Origin of the sequence: Photobacterium frigidiphilum (assembly GCF_003025615.1) — a bacterium.
Taxonomy (GTDB): Bacteria; Pseudomonadota; Gammaproteobacteria; order Enterobacterales; family Vibrionaceae; genus Photobacterium; species Photobacterium frigidiphilum.
Map to the genome: position 1 here is coordinate 252,325 of NZ_PYMJ01000003.1, position 20,865 is coordinate 273,189.

Annotated in this window: 18 protein-coding genes; 8 read left to right on the forward strand and 10 right to left on the reverse strand. The window is 39.2% G+C overall.

The window, feature by feature from the left end; all coding sequences use genetic code 11:
* Positions 1 to 107 precede the first annotated feature (107 nt).
* Complete coding sequence (locus C9J12_RS04780) at positions 108 to 752, forward strand: HD-GYP domain-containing protein (protein ID WP_107241667.1); 645 nt, start codon at positions 108 to 110, stop codon at positions 750 to 752.
* Positions 753 to 768: 16 nt separating this feature from the next.
* Here C9J12_RS04780 and C9J12_RS04785 read toward each other — a convergent pair whose 3' ends face one another.
* A complete protein-coding gene (locus C9J12_RS04785) occupies positions 769 to 1,872 on the reverse strand; it encodes a DNA alkylation repair protein (RefSeq protein ID WP_107241668.1) in 1,104 nt (367 codons plus the stop codon).
* A 127-nt stretch (positions 1,873 to 1,999) separates the two neighbouring features.
* Positions 2,000 to 2,716 carry a hypothetical protein gene (locus C9J12_RS04790; protein ID WP_227876272.1) on the reverse strand — a complete coding sequence of 239 codons (717 nt, stop codon included), beginning with the start codon at positions 2,714 to 2,716 and terminating at the stop codon, positions 2,000 to 2,002.
* Between the two features lie 298 nt (positions 2,717 to 3,014).
* Between C9J12_RS04790 and C9J12_RS04795 the strand changes: the two genes are divergently transcribed.
* The 3 genes from C9J12_RS04795 to trpS all read left to right on the forward strand — a co-directional run bounded on the left by C9J12_RS04795 (position 3,015) and on the right by trpS (position 6,744).
* Entirely contained in the window at positions 3,015 to 3,440 is a 426-nt protein-coding gene (locus C9J12_RS04795) for a hypothetical protein (RefSeq protein ID WP_107241669.1), read from the forward strand.
* Between the two features lie 220 nt (positions 3,441 to 3,660).
* Entirely contained in the window at positions 3,661 to 5,376 is a 1,716-nt protein-coding gene (locus C9J12_RS04800) for an NAD-dependent malic enzyme (protein ID WP_107241670.1), read from the forward strand.
* A 348-nt stretch (positions 5,377 to 5,724) separates the two neighbouring features.
* A complete protein-coding gene (gene trpS, locus C9J12_RS04805) occupies positions 5,725 to 6,744 on the forward strand; it encodes a tryptophan--tRNA ligase (protein WP_107241671.1) in 1,020 nt (339 codons plus the stop codon).
* Positions 6,745 to 6,839: 95 nt separating this feature from the next.
* Here trpS and C9J12_RS04810 read toward each other — a convergent pair whose 3' ends face one another.
* The 7 genes from C9J12_RS04810 to C9J12_RS04840 form a co-directional block, all read right to left on the reverse strand.
* Positions 6,840 to 7,577, reverse strand: coding sequence for a DUF2076 domain-containing protein (locus C9J12_RS04810; RefSeq protein WP_107241672.1), 738 nt, complete (start codon positions 7,575 to 7,577; stop codon positions 6,840 to 6,842).
* Between the two features lie 537 nt (positions 7,578 to 8,114).
* A complete protein-coding gene (locus C9J12_RS04815; protein ID WP_107241673.1) occupies positions 8,115 to 8,684 on the reverse strand; it encodes a YceI family protein in 570 nt (189 codons plus the stop codon).
* On the reverse strand, positions 8,681 to 9,223 hold the full coding sequence (locus C9J12_RS04820; protein WP_107241674.1) for a cytochrome b: 543 nt from the start codon (positions 9,221 to 9,223) through the stop codon (positions 8,681 to 8,683). Before C9J12_RS04820 ends, C9J12_RS04815 begins: the two co-directional genes overlap by 4 nt.
* A gap of 343 nt (positions 9,224 to 9,566) precedes the next feature.
* The gene (locus tag C9J12_RS04825; protein WP_107241675.1) at positions 9,567 to 10,271 is read right to left on the reverse strand and encodes an HAD family hydrolase; all 705 of its coding nucleotides are present in this window, start codon (positions 10,269 to 10,271) and stop codon (positions 9,567 to 9,569) included.
* 150 nt (positions 10,272 to 10,421) lie between these two features.
* A complete protein-coding gene (locus C9J12_RS04830; protein ID WP_107241676.1) occupies positions 10,422 to 11,807 on the reverse strand; it encodes a class II fumarate hydratase in 1,386 nt (461 codons plus the stop codon).
* Positions 11,808 to 11,818: 11 nt separating this feature from the next.
* Entirely contained in the window at positions 11,819 to 12,202 is a 384-nt protein-coding gene (locus C9J12_RS04835; RefSeq protein WP_041394940.1) for a hypothetical protein, read from the reverse strand.
* 220 nt (positions 12,203 to 12,422) lie between these two features.
* Positions 12,423 to 13,562 (reverse strand): amidohydrolase, encoded by a 1,140-nt coding sequence (locus C9J12_RS04840; protein ID WP_107241677.1) that lies wholly within the window; start codon positions 13,560 to 13,562, stop codon positions 12,423 to 12,425.
* A 153-nt stretch (positions 13,563 to 13,715) separates the two neighbouring features.
* Here C9J12_RS04840 and C9J12_RS04845 point away from each other — a divergent pair, with 153 nt between their 5' ends.
* Positions 13,716 to 13,997, forward strand: coding sequence for a PepSY domain-containing protein (locus tag C9J12_RS04845; RefSeq protein WP_041394944.1), 282 nt, complete (start codon positions 13,716 to 13,718; stop codon positions 13,995 to 13,997).
* Between the two features lie 25 nt (positions 13,998 to 14,022).
* On the opposite strand, the gene C9J12_RS04850 is transcribed toward C9J12_RS04845, so the two are convergent.
* Entirely contained in the window at positions 14,023 to 15,447 is a 1,425-nt protein-coding gene (locus C9J12_RS04850; RefSeq protein ID WP_107241678.1) for an alpha-amylase family protein, read from the reverse strand.
* Positions 15,448 to 15,828: 381 nt separating this feature from the next.
* Between C9J12_RS04850 and glgC the strand changes: the two genes are divergently transcribed.
* The 3 genes from glgC (at position 15,829) to C9J12_RS04865 (ending at position 20,741) form a co-directional block, all read left to right on the forward strand.
* Complete coding sequence (gene glgC / locus C9J12_RS04855; RefSeq protein WP_107241679.1) at positions 15,829 to 17,046, forward strand: glucose-1-phosphate adenylyltransferase; 1,218 nt, start codon at positions 15,829 to 15,831, stop codon at positions 17,044 to 17,046.
* Positions 17,036 to 18,562, forward strand: a complete 1,527-nt coding sequence (glgA, locus tag C9J12_RS04860; protein ID WP_107241680.1) for a glycogen synthase GlgA — start codon at positions 17,036 to 17,038, stop codon at positions 18,560 to 18,562. Before glgC ends, glgA begins: the two co-directional genes overlap by 11 nt.
* Positions 18,563 to 18,854: 292 nt before the next feature.
* Complete coding sequence (locus C9J12_RS04865; RefSeq protein ID WP_107241681.1) at positions 18,855 to 20,741, forward strand: methyl-accepting chemotaxis protein; 1,887 nt, start codon at positions 18,855 to 18,857, stop codon at positions 20,739 to 20,741.
* Positions 20,742 to 20,865 lie beyond the last annotated feature (124 nt).

The following is a 20,865-nucleotide window of genomic DNA, read 5'->3' on the forward strand; positions in this document are numbered from 1 at the left end:
TAGATGACTTGGTTATGCTAGGGAAATGTATTTAGAACATCTACTTAATGTAATGTTTGAGGTCTAAATAATCATTAATATAGTAAATATTGGTATTGTAGCTAAACATGAACAACGTAATTAATAGTATCGGTTATTCAAATAAAATTTTTATCGATAGTGAATATCAATACCATATTGAACAAACTAAAATGTTCACCCAGTTACTGCTTGATGTATTAAGGAATGATTATGTCGAAATTAATCAATCATTTATTGCGAGTATGAATACTGCCGCGATCATGCATGATCTGGGAAAAAGCTTTATTCCTGAATCGATTATTTTTAAAAAAGGCACATTGTCTGTATCTGAGTATGACATCATAAAAACACATACAATACTTGGTTATGAGCATTTTTGTACATTAAGTATGAATCTAGATACGCCTTTGAATCAGATTATCAAAGATGTAATTTTATATCATCATGAGCATTGGGATGGTACTGGTTACCCGCATCAAAAAGCAGGGTTCGATATCCCGCTTTCAGCACGTATTATCGCACTTGCCGATGTGTTTGAAGCCTTGATCAGTGTACGTTCGTATAAAGAACCATTTTCTTTTGAAAAAGCGAAGAAGATCATATGTGAAAGTAGTGGGTATCACTTTGATCCAGCTATTGTCGCTGCTTTTCTTAAACAAGAAACCAAGTTTGAACAACTGACAAAAACGCTACAAAGTCAGTCGCTATCTAGGCATCTACAAAATGCCTAAAGGGCCCAAATACCGACTAGCGAACTAATTTGAAGTTTTTAATTTGGCTCTCCTGACCATTTATAATGATAGAGAGCTGATGAATACCTGTATGAAACTTCCGTGTTGTTATAAGTTTAAAGCTTTGTTTTCTATTAATCTTATATACTTTATTCGGTTCTATTTCACGTTCACTTATTTTAAACACTTTACGAGAAAGGTCGCCATTATTTTTTTTATAATACAGACCATATTCTAGCCTTAGCTTTTTACATGTTTTATTTTGGTTAGTGAGTGAGAATGAAAATTCTAAAGCATCGCCGATCTTTACATTTGGTGTCAGGATATCAAAGTTTGATAACATGATATTTTTACTATCAAAACCAAATAATTGAAGTGTTTTTGGTTCGCCTTGTTTCAGTAGCGTTCTACTTGCGTGTTTGATCAGTGCATCTGTTTCTTTTGTGCATCCCTGCCATTTTTCTACTGTCTCTATAACAAAATCAGGATTATCTTTCGAGATATCATTTAAGTTATTTGCAACACTGCGTCTTACTACTTCGCAACTGTCATTCTTCAAGGTGTCTAAAATAGTGAAAATAGGCATAGGGTTCTTTTTTAAGCTTGGTAAAGCCATTGCCCAAGGAAGCCGTGGTCTTGATCCTTCACTTGCTAAACGGCGAACCTTATTACTAGGGTGTTTTGACCACAATACCATTTGAGCTAACATTTTTTCTTTATACTTTAATATGTAAGGTCTTACTGCAAATTCACAGCTGGTGAACTGTGTTACAAATTCAAAGGCTGAAATTGACTCTTCATAATGATCAATTCCATACATCGATATATATTCAGGGAAAAACATAAATTCGATGCTTTTTTCATTAATTCCAGCTGCACGTAAATTTTCAATAAACTGTTTAATGGTTTCCGCGGCTTCTTCAAAATCATCAGACAGAAAGTGATGAAGCACTTTTGCTGTATGCGTCATTCTCTCCTTTAGTTCGTAATGAATAAAATTGTCATTGAAAATTAACTGAGTAAAGGCTTCTTTATCAAATGAAGGAATAGTTACGAGCATTATTTCCGACAGCTGGTCGTAGAACTCTTGTGAGTATATGTCTTTAAATAAATTACTCATAATGTCTGAAATCTATCCTTGATGTTAAATATTCGCGGTAAACACTGCGTGGTATAACGTTGTTCACAATTTACCTTGTCTGAATTTGATTAAGAAGACTTAATTAATAAGTTTCACGGTGTTGTTACTACTGAAGGTACGATTCCCAGCTAATCTTACTCTTATCAGAAGGCGCCGCTGGGTCAATTATAGGTAGATTGCCGATAATTTTAGTAGAAGGATCAACCAGCAAGACGTTCAATTTAGGGTTATTACTGATGTTCAGCGTGATGATTTGATTTTTTTCCGCCTGTAAATATTCTAACTGGGTATTATTTGATATATCTAACTCTGTGAGTGCATTGGCGTACACAAGTAGATCAACCAGCACTGTATGAGTAGTGATATTTAAGGTGCGCAATTGGTTCCCTACCAGAATAAGTTCTTTCAATAGCGGTGAATTTGTAAGATCAATTTCACTGAGTTGATTGTTATAGGCGTACAGAAATTCTAATAAAGGATTGGCAGATACATCGAGATTTTGCAGGTTGTTGTTAGGCAGATATAAAGTTTTCAGCAAGGAATTGTTACTGACGTCTAACGTGGTCAGCTGATTATTTGATAAGTCTAATGATTCAATTGCAGGAAAAAAGCGTATTTCATCGGCAGATGTAATGTGGCTGTTCGAACATTCTAATTCATTGAATTTATTGAGTTGCTGTTCATCATAAGAAAGCACACATTCCTTAAAGTGATCATCTTTGAAAGGAATATCGTTTACAACATTGTATTGCTTTGTGCTGCAACCAGAAAGTAACAGTGACACCAAAAAGAACAAAGACAGTAACGTACTTTGTATGCTCATTCTAGACAATACAGTGGTGCGTTGAGTTAACAAATTCGTGACTCGCTTGTGAATAGGTAAACTTAATTTTATACCTAAACCTTTTATTTACTAAAAATACTTACAAACAGAGAAGAATAGGCTGTCACAAGTACCTGATACTAATGTTCGTGAAGCAGCTTGATTTTTCATCAAATTCAATAAGTTCCATTCGTAATGTAAAATTCTTGTCAAAACTGCCTAGGTTTAGATGTGCTTGCTACATAGGAAGGTAAAAGCACGTTATGCTCAATATTGTCAGTAAAGGGAAGATGTTGTAATGAAAAAGAAAGCAATCATAGGTTTATTAACACTGTTCAGTACAGTGTGTAGTGCAACAGAGACATATGATGATAAAACGATGCAGATAACTGCGTATGCGACGCTGAATGGTACTGTTCATGATATGGCGTGCGAAGGGAATATTAATGATGCCGCTGTTTATCTTTACGGTACAGAAACGCCGGAATACGGCGATTTAGGATCAGATTATGCGCCTTATACTTTTACTGCAATAGACGTTGATACATCGATCAATGAAGGGAAGTTTGAAGTCAATTATTTACCGTTAGGTACGTATGACCTAGTACTTGTGTGTAATGCCCATGAAGATGATTTCACGCGTGGTGGCGATATATTAATGATTGATCACAATGTGATTGAAAATGTATTATTAACATCAACCTGCCGAACAATTTCTTTCTAATTTGGTTCATGTTTATTCGTTCCTATTTGTCATGGAAAAATTGCTGCAGACTCTTTTACTTCACATTTTTAATGGAAAAAAGCGCGTAGAGTATTTTAAAATATTCTGCAATGCGCATGCTTCGGAATATGTTATCAGCCCTCTTATCAAAAAAACATGGCGTTCTGATGGATGACATTTGAGGACTGATATTCGTTTGTTCATTAAGTGGAGGGATACCATGACCGTAGGAAAATACCTAAGGTGGAAAGATGAGGCTGGTAATGATTTCAGACCTGTTGCATTAACAGGCACAGAGTTACTAAACGATCGTAATTTAAATAAAAGTACCGCATTTAGCTACGAAGAGCGTGAAGCATTCCAATTGGTTGGTTTACTGCCACCCAAAGTACAAACGTTCGATGATCAGCTTAATCGGGTATATGACGGTTTCCGCAATGCCTCGACAGATATTGAAAAATACCTTTTTTTACGCGCCTTACAAGATAGAAATGAAACGTTATTCTACGCATTGTTATCACGCCATGTAGAAGAAATGACGCCGATTATTTATACCCCAACAGTAGGCAAAGCATGTCAGGAGTTTAGTCACCGCTACCAAAAAGCCCGTGGTTTATATATCACAGAAGACAGTGTTGATCAGATGGGAGATATGGCTCGTCATTTCACAGGAAAAGACATTAAAATCATCGTGGTCACTGATAGCCAAGGTATTCTTGGGTTAGGTGATCAGGGGGTTGGCGGCATGGGTATTCCTATTGGCAAGCTGTCACTATATACCTTGGGTGCGGGTATTCATCCGGCGCACTGTTTGCCAATTGCGCTAGATGTAGGTACCGACAATCAAGATTTGCTCGATGATCCTATGTACTTGGGTATGCCTCGTAAACGTATGCGTGGTGAAGAATATAAGATATTTATTCGTAAATTCGTGAAACAAATACAGCAGCACTTTCCAAAAGCTGTTCTTCAATGGGAAGATTTCAGTAAATCAAATGCGTTTGATAATCTGAGCGATTATGAAGATGATTTGCCCTCATTTAATGATGATATTCAAGGTACGGGTGCAGTTGTTCTGGCGGGTATTCTTGGTGCAGTCAAAATTAAAGAAGAGAAATTAGCGGATCAAACTTACGTTGTTTATGGCGCAGGTGCGGGTGGTGTGGGTGTCGCTGATCAAATATATGCAGGCTTATTAAAAGAAGGTTGCTCGCATATCGCTGCAAGAGAAAAAATATTCGTTCTTGATTCTCAAGGTTTAGTTTTTGATGATCGTGAAGGGTTAGATGAATATAAAAAACGTTATGCGAAACCAAGAGAATTAGCCAATAATTGGCAGACGAAAGAGCTCGGTAAAGTCAGCCTGACTGAACTTATTAATAACCACCGAGTAACGGTTTTACTCGGTACGAGTGGTATTGGTGGGGCATTTAAAGCAGAACACGTTCAGAAAATGATGGAATACACCAAGCGCCCAATGGTATTCCCACTTTCTAACCCTACGGCAAACTGTGAAGCTTTACCGGAAGATGTTTACCAATGGAGTGACGGTCAAGCAATTGTGGCAACAGGGAGCCCGTTTGGTGATGTAAAATATGATGGAAGAGAATACCGAATTGGTCAGGGTAATAATGTGTTTATTTTCCCTGGTGTTGGTTTAGCTTCCATTGTATCGGGTACGCCAAAAATCACCTTAGACATGTTCACAATGGCATCTTACGCGCTAGCCGATTGTATCTCTGATGATGATCTTGCTGCCGGGTGTGTATTCCCGCGTATCAGTAAACTCAAAGAAGTGTCGATGGTGGTTGCTACGCGTATTCTTGAAAATATGCAGACAACAGAACCGAATAGCCCACTTCGAGGTAAAAATATTCAACAAGAGCTGGCAATGCATATGTGGGAACCTGCGTACTTACCTTATCGCAGAGTGTAGCTATATCAAGTCAAAATGCGATTAAACCCATTAATATAAGCATGTAAGCCAACTGAAAAATCCACTTTTCACTACTCGCTACAACGAGAGATAGATAGAAAAGTGGATTTTTATTGAATGCGCAGTTATTGCAGCTACTGCTGTTTTGTTTGAGCCTTCCCTTGTATAACGTAAAAAGTCTTGGTAGGTTATAAAGATGAAAACAAATTTTCTCCGTACTTTCATTTCAAATTCTTGGTGGCGTTCTTTTTAGAGCGGCGCTGAATTCTTATGTTCAAAAGCCGCCGGAAGGTAGCTTAAGAACACACTCAAGTTATATTTCCGGTGCACTATTTCAGAGATATAACGATGCAAAAAAATATACATTTAAAGAAAGAAAAAATCCTCACTGGTGATAGAGCAACAGGGCCTTTACATTTAGGCCACCTAGTGGGTTCGCTACAGCAGCGTGTACTGCTGCAAGAGCAGTATGATCAAACTGTGCTGGTAGCAGATTTACAAGGCCTAACAGATAATGGGCATAACCCTCAGAAAGTGTCTTCCAATATTTTAAATGTGGTTGCCGATTACTTAGCCGTAGGTATTAACCCTTCTAAAACAACCATTTGTTTGCAATCCGCTATTCCTGCGTTATCTGAACTTACTATGTATTATTCAAACCTAGTGTCTATCTCTCGATTAGAGCGCAACCCTACGGTTAAAAATGAGATTAAAAGTAAAGAGTTCGGACGCTCAATTCCAGCAGGTTTTCTTACTTACCCTATAAGCCAAGCGGCGGACATTACAGCCTTCAAAGCAACATTAGTCCCAGTTGGTGAAGATCAATTACCGATGCTAGAGCAAACTAATGAAATAGTAAGAAGGTTTAACCACATAGCACAAAGAGAAGTGCTGGTGGAATGCAAAGCCTTACTGAGCAAAGTGTCACGCTTACCAAGTGCTGACGGCAAAAGTAAGATGTCTAAATCAATGGGTAATACCATCATGCTTGGCTCATCGGCAAAAGATATTTCGCGTTCTGTTAAATCCATGTATACCGATCCGAATCATTTATGTGTGAACGATTCTGGTCAGGTTGAAGGGAATATTGTCTTCACCTATTTAGATGCATTTCACCCTGATGCCGAGTATGTGCAGTCATTAAAAGAGCATTATCAGCGAGGGGGATTAGGTGATGGAACAACAAAGAAAATTTTGGAGGAATGCTTACAAGAAATGCTAAGGCCGATACGTGAGCGCAGAGAACATTATTTGTCTGATAAAGCAGAATTGATTGCCATTTTGAAGCTGGGTACAGATAAAGCTCGCGACGAGTCTGAAGCCGTATTAGAGGATGTTAAAAGGGCGTTTGGGTTGAACTTTTTCTAAACGAACGTAAAAAGCCGAAGTGCTTACTGATTAGAAGTGAGAACCAACTAATAGTAACCTTCGGCTTTTAAATAATCAGGTTAATACTTTATTGCTTAAGCATCGTCGCCAAAGTCACCGAAGTCATCACCACCGCCGCCAAAGAAGCTATCATCACCGCCACCGAACGAATTATTGGCAAGTGTATCGTCGGTAAATCCAGAGTCACCGAAGCCTGAATCGCCAAAACCAGCATCGCCGAATCCACTCGTTGAATCACTGAAGCCTGAATCACCGAAACCACCAGAAGCAAAGCTGCTTGATGAATCGTCTAAGAAGCCACCTGAACTCTCATCGGTCGATGCCAGTTCTTCTGTGCCTGTATTTTCTGCTGTTGGCTCGGCTGCTGTATCTGTTGCAGTATCGGCTGCCGCGGTATCTGCGGGTTGTTCATCATTATTGAACAACATGTTGCTAATCATGTTACCTGCAACCATACCGACAGCAACACTTGCCGCTGTTTGCATGAAGCTACCAAAGGCACTTGGTTGGTTCATTGGCTGTGGTGGTTGTGGAGCAGGGCGGTTGCCTCCCATCATTTTACTAAACGCACCGCGATTAGATTCTGATTTATGGTGCTCAACGCTTTTTTCTAGATAATCATTTTTTTGTTTCATTTCTTTTAATGCCATTTCTTGAACCAAAACAGCTTGGGTCAATTTATAAACAGCATCTTGTTGCGAACCGATTTCGTTACCGATCAGTTGGTCTGCATCGGCATCTTTTGCTTTCGAAGGGCTTTGTTTTAGCTTATTAGCAACGTTCTGAATCAGTTCTTTTTCTTGTGGAGTCATTACATTTACCTTCTTAATTACCTCTGGTATTTCGAGGTTGAGCCCGAGGTAATATTATCAATCATTATTATGACTCACATCCTATCTTATGGTTCCTATATCTACTTACTGACTTGTGTAACATTATGTTGCAAGTGAGCAATTAGTCATCATGAAGAGTGAATAAAAAACAATTGATTAGAGATGGTATACCCAAGCTACCTCAAAATGCAGGATTCAGAGTGATCTCAGCGTATTTAATTCAAGGAAAATGTGTGTAGGCATGGCATTCCCTTTCAAGCACATTTGACATAGAAGTAGATACGCTGAATCACTCCCGAAGGGCGAGTTTTGTTAGGCTCTATGCGGTGTTACTTATTTTCAACGTAGAACGACTAGGTCTATAAATAAGTGCCTTGCCTAGAGCCCAACAAATTCTCGCTGAAACGAGCATCTTGAGGTAACTTGGGTATAAATACTGGATATAAAAAATCCGACATGGTGTCGGATTTTGGGGTGATTTTCAAAAAATCGTCGTTTATTTGTTGTCAGATTGCGTTACTTGCGAATACCTTCAACATGCAGCTCTAAATCGGCATAGCTTGACTCACCCATAACAGGTACGCCAAAGTCTTCAAGCTCTATGCGGGTTGTGCCTGCAAAGCCAGCACGGTAACCACCCCATGGGTCTTCACCTTCACCAATAAATTGTGCATCGATAGTAATTGGCTTAGTTTCACCGTGTAAGGTTAAATCACCTGTAATCACTAACTCACCATTACCTTTGTCTGTTACTTTCGTACTAGCAAAAGAGGCTGTTGCGTATTTTTTAACGTCTAAAAAGTCACCGCTACGAACGTGTTTATCGCGTTCTGCATGGTTAGTATCAAAACTGGTTGTATCAACATTTACCGATACTTTTGATGCCGCGATATCTTTAGGATCATAGCTAAAAGTACCGTCAAAAGTATTAAAACGTCCTTTAATGTAGCTATAACCAAGGTGTTTAATTTTAATGTTAATTGATGCGTGTGCATCTTTAGTATCGATCACATAGTCTGCTGCTGACGCAATACTTGGCATTGTCATTGCGGTAAATAAGCCTAAGGCTAATAGATGTTTTTTCATTTGTATTTAACTCCCAACATTTTGGTTAATGTATTGTCTTTATTAATAAAGTGATGCTTTAGCGCTGCAATAGCGTGAATGACAACGAGTGCAATTAAGCTGAGAGCAAGGTAGTAATGTACTTCCCCTGCAATATCAGCTTGGTTTTCAAAGAGCTCTCCTAGTGCAGGTACAGAGAACCAATTAAATACGTCGATTGATCGCCCATCGGCGGTCGAAATTAGGTAACCAGATATAAACAAACTGAACATCAGAAGGTACATTGCACTGTGTGCAAGTTTGGCTGAAGTAATTTCCCATGCAGCCCCTTTAATTTCAGGGTGACCTTTAAATGTACGCCATAACAATCTGAAAATAGTGGCAAAAGCGAGCAGTAAACCAACCGATTTATGCCAATGTGGAACGGGCTTGTACCATTGTGAATAATAGTTCAAGTCAACCATCCATAACCCAGCAGCAAACAAGCCGATAACGGCAATGGCAGTTACCCAATGTAAAGTAATTGATATCCAATCATATTGGTTTGGGTGATTTTTCATGTAAACGTGTCTTATTAACCTTCAATAACATTCATTCTAGTTTGTTATTGAAAAGTTATAACCGTTCTCAGCCGAACAAGTTATTCGATTTTTTTGAAGGAACTATCTCATTGATTGTTGACAGATGCACTTACCTCTACCTGATTGTTTATAAGGTAAATTATATTTTTTCGTTAATGAAAAAGTGATTAAAAGTTGAGTTTCGCAGGTAGATAAGAAAGCAATGTACGGGGATATTGTGGATAGAAGCCCTTTTTGTGCTTTAGTCTAGTAACTGGGTGTAACGTAAAAGGGCTTATTGCGTTGGTGTATAATCAGAACCGTGCGGTAATACCGATAAAGACTAGCGTAATATATTGTTATCGTGACGCCAGTCCATGATGGTCCAATCATTTACTTGAGCATGCAGAGACAATGCTGGATCTGGGTTGACAGCAAATGGGCGGTCGACAGCATCAAGCATTGGTAGATCATTGATAGAATCGCTGTAACCGTAGCTGCCTTTGAATTCAGTTTCTTGATTAGCTAACCATGCTTTCATTCGTATCACCTTTCCTTGTTGATAACTTAATGTGCCTTTGGTATTACCTGTAAAAATGCCGTTGATTGTTTCTAGTTCAATCGCGATTACATCTTCAACGTTGAGCATTGTGGCTATGGGCTTAACAAGGTGCTCACTTGTTGCCGAGATAATAAGCACATGATCACCACGCTTTTTGTGCCACTCAATACGGGCTAGTGCATCAGTATAGAGTGCGGGTTTAATTTTTTCTTCAACAAACTCTTCGACCAGTATTGAAATTTTTGTAATATCGTACCCTTTTATTGGTTGAAGTGTGGCTTCCATATAGGTATTCATGTCTAACGTACCTTTCGCGTACGCTTGCATAAGACGTTGCTCTTCTTCAAGAAGCGTTTGCGGTGCGAGACCTTTTTGAACAAGAAATGCATTCCACAAACTAGCAGAATCAGCGGCGATCAAGGTCTCGTCTAAATCGAAAATAGCCAAGTACGGTTTAATGGTCATCTTGTGATTATCAAATAACAAACTGCGTATCCTTCACGAAATTAAATATATTCTGTCTTTTTAGTTGCCGCTAGATTAAGTTGTTAATGTGACAGTTTCTTTTCAAATATGTGTAATTTTAGAGTCATGGATACTGGGTTCGATGTTAAGTGCGCGATGTGTAGATCTATTTTAATGGGCGACACCACCTTGTGTCAGTTTTTCTGGGTTCAGCAGTTGTTCTAATTCTTCGCGGCTAATATTTGTTTCTTCTTCTGCAACATCAATAATTGCTCTTTGTTCTTTGTAGGCTTTTTTTGCTATTTCTGCTGCTTTTAAATATCCAATTACAGGGTTAAGAGCGGTAACCAAAATAGGGTTTTTAGCGAGTGCGACTTGCAGGTTATCTTCCCGAACAATGAATGTACTAATGGCTTTGTTTGCTAGCAGGGTAGAGGCATTTGCCATTAATTCGATACTTTGAATCAGGTTATGTGCAATGACAGGTAACATAACGTTCAACTGAAAATTACCAGATTGACCGCCGACGGTAATGGTCGCGTCATTACCGATGACTTGTGCTGCGACCATTGCTGCTGCTTCTGGAATAACAGGGTTAACTTTACCGGGCATAATTGAAGAGCCGGGTTGAAGGGCTTCAAGTTCAATTTCACCTAATCCGGCAAGAGGCCCTGAATTCATCCAACGTAGATCATTCGATATTTTTAAAATCGCAACCGCTAAGGTTTTAAGTTGCCCAGAAAGCGCAACAATTGCATCTTGGCTACTGAGGTTATAAAAGAAGTTATCGCTGGATGTAAAAGGGATTTCAGTTGAGATTGAAATATTATTTGCAAAGATTGCAGCAAATTCGGGTTCAGCATTGATTCCTGTGCCTACCGCTGTTCCGCCTTGAGCAAGTGCTGAAGCATTATCCAGCGCATGTTGAATACCGAGTTGTGCACGTTCGAGTTGTATTTTCCAACCTTGCAACTCTTGACCAAGGGTGACAGGCATAGCATCCATTAGGTGAGTGCGCCCTGTTTTTACAATATGACCAATTTCTGCTGTTTTTTTATCTAATGCCTGAGTTAAGTATTCTAATGCTGGGAATAATTGAAAATGGCAGGTAATTGCAGCGCTTACTTGAATGGCGGTAGGAATAACATCATTACTGCTCTGGCCCATATTAACGTGGTCGTTAGGGCTTATGTTTTGTTCTGCTTTTTGTGATGCAAGTGTCGCGATAACTTCATTGGCATTCATATTAGAGCTAGTGCCGGAACCTGTTTGGAATACATCTATGGGAAATTGTTCAAAGTGCTCCCCATTAATGATTTCTTGGCAGCTATCAATGATGGCATGAGCAACCTTGTCATCAAGTAGCTTCAATTCAAGGTTACTTCGGGCTGCTGCCTGTTTTATGTATGCCAGTGCTTTAATAAATTCGTGGGGCATTTGAATACCACTGATCGGAAAATTATTAACGGCGCGTTGTGTTTGAGCTTGATAAAGTGCATTTTCAGGAACGTGCACGTCACCCATGCTGTCTGTTTCAATTCGATAGTGTGAAGACATAATATTATTCCTTACAGACCTGAGGTTAAATGTGTTTGTTGTAAGTGTTGCTGTAGAGATAGAAGCTGCTGACGGCCAGTGTCTGAATTGCCATAAAACTTTTTTAAAGCTAGAAGTGGGCAATGGATATGATCTAAGCAAATGCGACGAAAAATACGGGAGTTATTCGGCTGATTGATTGCTTCTACTAGATGAAAAAAAACACGTCGTAGAAACAGTTCTCGCAGAATAGGATTAAAAGTGGGGGTGTTAAGGCAGTATAGCGACGCTAAATTAAGACCTGATTGAACAAAATCGATGATGATATCAGGCTCATAACCGGGCGTAATCCGACGGTTTAGAAACCGATCTTCTGCTTTAAAGTAATGGTGATACAGGGTTGAAGTACAGTCCATGGGTAGTCCTATAAAGTGATCAATAAATCTTAGTGATAATTATTATCATTTAACGCATTGATGTTCAAGGAGACATTCATAAAGTTTATACCATAGACCTCTGTTCGTTATGTATTCCCTTAAATTACACGTGCTCAGTCTATTGAGGTGAACAGCTACCTAATTAACAATTAACAATTAACAGGTAGCTATCGCTCGAATGCTTTGTGCCCAGTCGCTCCTAGTTGTGTGACTGCGCGATGAGTTGAAGAAATAATCGAGATGATTGCTCGATCAGTGCATCGGGGAAATCATAGTCAGGGTTGTGCAGTTCTGGGTGATCAGTACCGCTACCAATGCAAAATAAAGAGCCTGGCCATTGTTGCAAAAATTCTCCCATATCTTCAGACCAACGCATTGGTTCTGTGGGTATAACAACATCATAGTTAAGCGATTGTGCTGCAGTAATAACATTCTTAGTCGTTTTGGGGTTATTCATGGTTGCGTTAAAAGGCTCAATCCATTCAATTTGCATCTCAAGTTGATAACAATCTGCTTGTTTTTGGGCAAAATCCAGCAAATTTCGTTTCATGTAATTGAGAATGTAATTATCACTGCTACGGATCGTTGCCATTACTTCGGCGCGTCCTGGAGATGTACCAAACCCTTTATTGCCTACATTCACATGAACAAGCGTGACTAAACTAAATGCTTCTTTGAAGGCTTCTGGCATGTGATGCAGGTAGTCCATTAAACGTGCAACAGCAGGGGCAGGGCTATGACCGTTCTCTGGTTTTGCAGCATGAGATGTTTTCCCTATCAGTGTGATCATAACGCCAGTTGATGCGCAGGCAAACACACCGTCTTTCACCACCACAGTACCTAATGGATAACCCGGTAAATTATGATAAGCATAAACCGCATCGGGTTGAATGCCTTTCAGGCGTGGATCTTGCAGCATTTTTTTTGCACCGACGCCGATCTCTTCTGCGGGCTGGAATAGTAAAAAAACGGTGCCAGATTGAGGAGGCGTTTGACTCAGCTGATTAGCAACGGCTAAAAGGCTAGCAACATGCCCATCATGACCGCACGCATGCATACAACCATGATTGCGTGAAACATGATCATGTTGTGATTTTTCAGTGATCGGTAATGCGTCGAAATCAGCACGGAGCAGAGTTATTGGGCCCGGATTCCCACTTTTGATTTCAACAAGAATGCCATAACCGCCTATATTAGTTTTAGGCTCAAAACCAAATGTTAGTAGCTGGTCGGTAATTTCTGATGCTGTTTTATGCTCTTGGAGCGAGAGCTCAGGGTAGCGATGAAGATGATGCCTAAAGCGTACAGGGTTGAAGTTGATATCATTATTAACGGTCATATTATTCTTCAATCGTTACAAGATGCTCCACTTTACTTGTCGATCAGAGATTATTATGTGATCAATTTCACGGTGATACTTAATCTAAGCTGCCAGTACGATATATTGCTCTGGTATGATTGTTATATAAGGTTGATAGGGTTAGGAAGTTCTATGAAAATGTTAATAGCGAGTAAATCACTGTTGTTGACGATGGGTTTGATAGTCGCCACACCTGTGCTGGCTGATCCTAATGGTTCTAGTGAATCGACAGCCCTTAGCGTGCCAAAAGTGATGAGATTATTGCAAGCTCAGGGTTATCATGATTTCCGTAAAATTAAGATAGAACATGATGAGAGTGAGATAGAAGTAGAAGCGCGAAATCAAGGTGGCCAACAAGTTGAACTTGAAGTCGATCTGTATACAGGAAGAATTCTTGATGTAGAGCGCGATTGATTATCGCGCTCTTCTCATTGAAAGGTTATGACACCAGCATTGCACATGACTGAGCCGGAAGTTGTAATATAGCCCCAGTTTCACTGCCGAGTGAAGGTGGTAATAATTTCACTCCCTCCATATTTATAATCTCGTTAATCTCAGTACGGTTTTGTTGACTGTATTTTATCGGAAGTTCGTAACTGACGGCTTTTTTAGCTTTGTTAATCGCGACTACTCCATGCTCTCCACGAGAAAAAACCAATAAATCTTGAGTCTGTTCAATAATCGTCATCGGTTGGCAATGCATAATGTTGTGAAAGTGAATCATATTAGCCAGAATTGGATCATTCCAAGCGTCACACCAACGAGGTTTGTCACGACTATTTTTAATGCCACTAGTATCTAAATCGGTATAAACGAGTGGAACACCACCATCTCTACCTAGAATATAACAATAGGCTAATCGTTCATTCTCTTCTGACATTACCTGATCTAAAAAAACGTCATTATTGGGAATGTCATGAGTAATCGCAAATGTGATTGCGCGCTGGTTTTCTAATGCCGAACCCAGAGAGTAAGGGTTGATTAGGCTTGCCATAGAGGCATTTTTATTAAAAACATCAAGTACGGTGTGAAAAAGTGGAAAGTCGTAAGCACCTAAGGTCGTTTTTTCAAGATAAGGCTGAAGAAACAGTTCGTACTCTTCTTTGGTCGCGCCACCGTCGGTAATTATTTCGCCAAAAATATGCATGTCTTCAGTGATATCTTCATCACACAACTCTTGAATATGATCAAGTGTCATATGTTTGGCTGCATCTATTCGAAACCCCTTCACACCGATTTTTTTTAGTGCTTTTAGGTAAAGTTTTTGTTTTTTTACTACATTTTTGTTGTTTTTTAAGGTCGGTAAACCCGGATCAGAGCCACCGCTACTAATTCTACCGTGCTGAACTTGCCAAGGATCTTTCCAATCTTTTATTGGAAATGCCGATAAAAAATCATCTTTGGTAAATAACGGTTGAGATAAATCACCAAATAATTTGATTGAATCGAAGTATTCTTTCTTGTTCTTATATTGGCTAATGATATTGCTATTAGGGTAATTTAAGTCATTCCTTTCATGTGACTCATTAGCCATATGATTGAACACAATATCTGCATAAATATCTATGTCATGACGATTTAATGTTTCTATCATCTTTCTGAAATCATTCGTGTTACCGAGTTGGTTGTCGATGACTCGATAATCTTGAGGTTGATAACGTTGCCACCATTGAGTGCCACCTTTTGAATGAAAAGATTTCAGTGGTGGAGAAACAAGAATAGCTTTATATCCATTGTCAGCAATGGCTTTGGCGTTTTCAGCCACTTTACTGTAAGGCCAGTCGAAGGCGTGCAATATTACATTAGTTGCAATAGATGGTGCTGATAAAGTTGATGCATATTCAGTATTAAATAGAGAAGTCATAATTTAATAGCCACGTTTTGAGACAAATTTTCAAACTGAATAAATACTATGGGTAATTATTCTATTTGTAATCATCATATACGCACATTTAGTGGTATGAGAATAGGGGGAGTAGCTTTGCTTAGCTGATTATTTCTCACCATATTGGAAATATGAACCTTTTATAAAGTTTTGGTAAATGGTATTTATACGCCACTGATAGAATATGCTTTATAGGTCACGCTATAGTGAAATATGAAATGAAATTACATTTACCTACAGTTTGTAATAAATTATTTTTTTTGTAATTATACATCACGTTTCAGTGCGTACTAATTCTCATGTAGCATATCGTGTGGTATATATACATTAGATTGCTTAATTTCAACAAGGAGGTACACCATGGGTGGCGTTTTAGGTATGATTTTAGCAGGCGGAGAAGGCTCTCGTTTGCGTCCATTAACAGATTCACGTACAAAACCCGCAGTTCCATTTGGTGGTAGCTACCGCTTAATTGATTTTGCATTGAATAATTTTGTAAATGCTGATTTTTTAAAGATTTATGTTCTAACCCAATTCAAATCTCAGTCTTTATATGTGCATATGAAAAAGGGTTGGAATATTACGGGCATTACGGATCGTTTTATTGACCCAATTCCAGCTCAAATGCGAATGGGCAAGCGTTGGTACGATGGTACTGCCGATGCGATTTACCAAAATTTAAGCTTTATTGAACTTGCTGAACCTGAGCATGTTTGTATTTTTGGTAGTGATCATATTTACAAGATGGACATTAAGCAGATGCTTAATTTTCATAAAGAAAAAGAAGCTGAACTAACGGTTTCTGCATTGCGTATGCCTTTATCAGAAGCGAGTGCTTTTGGTGTTATCGAGGTTGATGAAAACGGCTGCATGATTGGTTTTGAAGAAAAGCCAACTAACCCTAAGTCTATTCCTGGCGACCCAGAAAATGCGCTTGTTTCAATGGGTAACTATATCTTCAATAAAGATACGTTATGTACTGAACTTGAAGAAGATGCAGCAAAAGAAGATTCAAGCCACGACTTTGGTAAAGACATCATTCCTAAGCTATTTCCGCTAGGCCAAGTGTATGTTTATGATTTTACAACCAACATTATTCCAGGTGAGAAGAATACTGGTTACTGGCGTGATGTAGGTACGATTGAAGCGTACTGGCAAGCACACATGGATTTACTTTCTGAAGATGCGCCGTTCTCTTTATATAACCGTCAATGGCAGCTACACACCCATTATCCACCGCTTCCACCTGCAACAATTTTAGATAGCGAAAACAATAAAGTTGATATTAACAACTGTATGATTTCAGCTGGTAGCTACATTCGTGGCGCACAAATACATAAATCAATTTTAGGCTTCCGTACCAATGTTGACCATAACACAATGATTTCAGAATCTGTGATTTTGGGCGATGTGAAAATCGGTGCTAATTGCTCAATACGTAAAGCGATTATTGATAAAAATGTACACATTGCTCCAGGAACGGTAATCGGTGAAAATCCTGAAGAGGATAAGAAAAATTACCACGTTTCTGATGAAGGTATTGTCGTAATCCCGAAAGGAGCGAAAATTGGCTACTAAGAAAACGTCGTTAACAAAACATCCATTGAAAATTCTATTTGTTTCATCTGAAGTAGAAGGGTTTGCAAAAACAGGAGGATTAGCCGATGTTGCTAAGTCTCTGCCAGCGGCCTTGAAGAAGATGGGGCACGATGTTCGAATTGTAATGCCTTTCTATCAGACAATTAACGGTAAAGATAACGCTGTTGCTATTTTGTCTACCGAGCTGTTTGTTGAGCCACAGCCATTTGCTGTGAGTTATCAAGTGATGCAACTCGATGAAGGTAATGTGCCTGTCTATGCGTTAGATGCACCACAATATTATGATCGACCAGAATTGTATGCGGAAAACAATCAAGCATATGCAGATAATGGTGAGCGTTTTACATTTTTAAGCGCCGCATCGTTAGATTTGTGTGAAAAACTGGGTTTTCAACCCGATGTGATTCACTGTAACGATTGGCATACCGGGTTAATTCCATTCTTATTAAAAACGCGTTACGCAGAGAGTGATTTCTTTGCTAAATCGAAAAGTGTGATAACGATTCATAATGCCGTTTTCAAGGGGGTATTTAACTACGATCAATACAGCCTAATACCTGAATTGATTCAACGTCGCTATATCAATGCTGAAATGGATCCATCGCATATCAGCATGCTTAAAGCGGGTGTTGCGTATGCAGATAAAGTGAACGCGGTTAGCCCTAATTATGCATCAGAGCTTTTAACACATTTAGGTTCGCATGGTATGGAAGCTGATTTCCAAAATCGAGCTAAAGATTTGTATGGCATCATTAATGGGTGCGACTACGATGATTGGAATCCTGAAACTGATGCGCACATAAAGCAAAAGTTTAAAGCCAATAAAGTGAGCTTAGCTCGCGGGAAAAAAGCGTGTCGACGTGATTTGCAAAAACAAGTTAACTTACCTGAATTAGATGTACCTGTTTATGGAATGGTTTGTCGCTTGACCGAGCAAAAAGGACTTCACTATTTAATTCCTGTGCTTGAAGATTTTTTATTGAATGACGTACAAGTGGTGATTGTCGGAACGGGTGATCCAACGTTAGCCAGTGCTCTGCGTGGCATTAGCGAACAGCATAGTGATAAATTTGCTTTTGTTGAAACATACAGCAACCCACTAGCACACTGTGTAGAAGCGGGTGTTGATTTCTTTATGATGCCTTCTGAATTTGAACCATGTGGTTTGAATCAGATGTACAGTTTAGCGTATGGCACATTACCTATCGTTCGCAGCGTCGGTGGTCTAAAAGATACTGTTATCGATTTCGATCAAACACCGCTGGTCGCCACAGGCTTTATTTATGATGCGCCAACACCTGAGGCGTTATTAATAAAATTACAACGAAGCTTGTTACTTTATTGTCAGCGTCCTCAAGAATTTAAACGATTACAGCAAAATGCGATGGCGTGTAAATTTAATTGGGCTGAATCGGCTGAACAATATCTAGATATGTATCTAGGTGGTGAGCAAAGTTTGGTTAATGAAATTTGCAATGACAAGATAGGCGCTTAGTTTACTAAGAATGTTATCTTTCTACAAAATCGTTAAGCCCTCATTCGTGAGGGCTTTTTTGTGGCCGTTATTTTACATTTATCCCATATTCACAATGCTTTACTTAGGATTATTCCTTTTTAAGCGGTGGAACATTGATTCTATTCCTATATTGCGCTTTTATTTCACTCAAAAATTAACTAATTGTTCATAATAAACGCGTGAAATGTGATAATACGCACGTTTTAAATTTTGTTTGCTATCGCAAATTTTTAGGCAATTGACTGCCTTTTTATAAATCATTAGGTTATACATGTTCAATATGACACTCAGGCAAAAGCTGGCACTTTCTGCAAGTATTGCAATTATTATTGGCGGTTTACTTGTAACTGCTTTTTCTTTTTTATCATCACTAGGTCGTTTAGATAGTGACATCAATAAGCAACTTAATGGTACTGCTTCTTCGTACAATAATTATGTGTCTAATTGGTTAGACTCGAAAGGAACAGTACTTTCGGCTATGCCAGTGAATATTTCACAAAACAATCTTGAGCAACATCTTCAGCAGGTTCGCGATTCAGCAGGCTTTGATAATGTATTTTTAGCTTTTTCTGATGGGACGCAAGCGAATGCGAATAAGGTTATTTTACCGCCTGGTAACAATGATCCTCGTCAATGGCATTGGTATCAGAACGCTATTAACCTCAATGGTAAAGTCACGGTAGAAAATCCGACAGTTGCAGCTGCCACAGGGGCAAGCGTTGTTTCTATGGGTAAAGCCGTCTCTATTTTTGGGCAGCAGGCGGTGTTAGGTGCTGATGTCGAAATGTCAGATATTATCAAGCAGCTTGATGATGTGGTATTGCCTGGTGAAGGCTACATGTTCATTGCGAATGATAAAGGTAATATTTTTGCGCACGCAGATACGTCTTTATTGAATAAATCTGTTAATGCAAAAGACCGTGATTTAACCGATTCAATGCTAAAACGTCTAGCGCGAGAAGGGCTAGTTGAAAAAGAAAATATCACAGGCAATGAGAGCTATGTGTTCGTTAAGCCAATTCAAGGCACGAATCTAAGTACAGTTATCGTTATTGATTATAATTCTGTTGCCGCGCCGCTTTACAGCTCTTTATATGAGCAGATTTTCATGACTCTATTGGTTGTGGTTATTTGTGCATTTCTATTTAACCTTTTCTGCGTGTATTTATTTAAACCGCTACAGCAAGTATCTAAGGCGCTGGCTGTGATTGCCCAAGGTGGGGGAGATTTAACTCAGCGTATTAATATCGATTCTAACGATGAGGTGGGTGACTTAGCCCGTAACTTTAACCAGTTTACAGCTAGCTTACAGGTGCTTATTGGTCATATTCGTAGTCAGGGTGTTGAGCTGAGTCAAGCTTCGGCAGAAAGTGAATTCCGGGCAAATAAGTCGGCTGATGAGTTAAATCGTCAGCAAGATGAAATCAGCATGGTTGCCACTGCGGTAACGGAAATGGCTTCTGCCACGCAAGAGATTGCGTCTCATGCTGAGCAAACAGCGCGTGCTGCGCAAGATTCGACAGAGCATACAAATAGTGGTCGTGAGTTAGTTGTGCAAAGCCGAGTGTCCATTAATAATCTTGCCGAAGAAGTGAATCAGGCAACTTCAGTGATCAGTGAGTTGAATGATCATGCGCAGAACATCAACAGTATTTTGTCTACTATTCAAGGTATTGCTGAACAAACGAATTTATTGGCATTGAATGCTGCGATTGAAGCTGCACGAGCGGGTGAACAAGGTCGAGGCTTTGCTGTTGTGGCTGATGAAGTACGCGTGTTATCTCAACGTACTCATACATCGACGGAAGAAATTCAGAGTATGATTGCAACATTACAACAGACAACATCTAAAGCGGTTGGCTTGATGGAAACAAGTTCTCAGCTTGCACAGTGTTCGGTAGACGACGCAGACCAAGCGACAGTAGCATTAGAGCAGATTAACGATTCAGTGGCTCTAATCAGCGATATGGCGACTCAGATAGCCACTGCGGCAGAAGAACAAACGCATGTAACAAGTGAAATCACATTAAATACAACAACAATTAAAGATGTAACCGATCAGCTTGTAGAAGATGCCGTTGCAGCACGTCATCAAGCAGAAGCGCTAAGTAATCAAGCAACAAAGTTAAATGACAAGGTGTCTACCTTTGTTGTTTAAATAACGTAGTGATTCTATTTACTATATAGGAAAAGCCTAGCGTTATTTCCTGCATATTATAAAGCCCTCTATGAGGGCTTTGTCGTTCATGATTGATGTTGTTTTCTATATAATATGTCATTTA

Bases quoted from the DNA above. Each gene is read 5' to 3' on its own strand.
- C9J12_RS04810 (WP_107241672.1), bottom strand. From the start codon at position 7,577: ATGACTCCACAAGAAAAAGAACTGATTCAGAACGTTGCTAATAAGCTA.
- glgC (WP_107241679.1), top strand. From the start codon at position 15,829: ATGGGTGGCGTTTTAGGTATGATTTTAGCAGGCGGAGAAGGCTCTCGT.
- C9J12_RS04785 (WP_107241668.1), bottom strand. From the start codon at position 1,872: ATGAGTAATTTATTTAAAGACATATACTCACAAGAGTTCTACGACCAG.
- C9J12_RS04800 (WP_107241670.1), top strand. From the start codon at position 3,661: ATGACCGTAGGAAAATACCTAAGGTGGAAAGATGAGGCTGGTAATGAT.
- C9J12_RS04865 (WP_107241681.1), top strand. From the start codon at position 18,855: ATGTTCAATATGACACTCAGGCAAAAGCTGGCACTTTCTGCAAGTATT.
- C9J12_RS04815 (WP_107241673.1), bottom strand. From the start codon at position 8,684: ATGAAAAAACATCTATTAGCCTTAGGCTTATTTACCGCAATGACAATG.
- C9J12_RS04780 (WP_107241667.1), top strand. From the start codon at position 108: ATGAACAACGTAATTAATAGTATCGGTTATTCAAATAAAATTTTTATC.
- C9J12_RS04830 (WP_107241676.1), bottom strand. From the start codon at position 11,807: ATGTCTTCACACTATCGAATTGAAACAGACAGCATGGGTGACGTGCAC.
- C9J12_RS04850 (WP_107241678.1), bottom strand. From the start codon at position 15,447: ATGACTTCTCTATTTAATACTGAATATGCATCAACTTTATCAGCACCA.
- C9J12_RS04840 (WP_107241677.1), bottom strand. From the start codon at position 13,562: ATGACCGTTAATAATGATATCAACTTCAACCCTGTACGCTTTAGGCAT.
- C9J12_RS04835 (WP_041394940.1), bottom strand. From the start codon at position 12,202: ATGGACTGTACTTCAACCCTGTATCACCATTACTTTAAAGCAGAAGAT.
- C9J12_RS04820 (WP_107241674.1), bottom strand. From the start codon at position 9,223: ATGAAAAATCACCCAAACCAATATGATTGGATATCAATTACTTTACAT.
- C9J12_RS04790 (WP_227876272.1), bottom strand. From the start codon at position 2,716: ATGAGCATACAAAGTACGTTACTGTCTTTGTTCTTTTTGGTGTCACTG.
- C9J12_RS04845 (WP_041394944.1), top strand. From the start codon at position 13,716: ATGAAAATGTTAATAGCGAGTAAATCACTGTTGTTGACGATGGGTTTG.
- trpS (WP_107241671.1), top strand. From the start codon at position 5,725: ATGCAAAAAAATATACATTTAAAGAAAGAAAAAATCCTCACTGGTGAT.
- C9J12_RS04795 (WP_107241669.1), top strand. From the start codon at position 3,015: ATGAAAAAGAAAGCAATCATAGGTTTATTAACACTGTTCAGTACAGTG.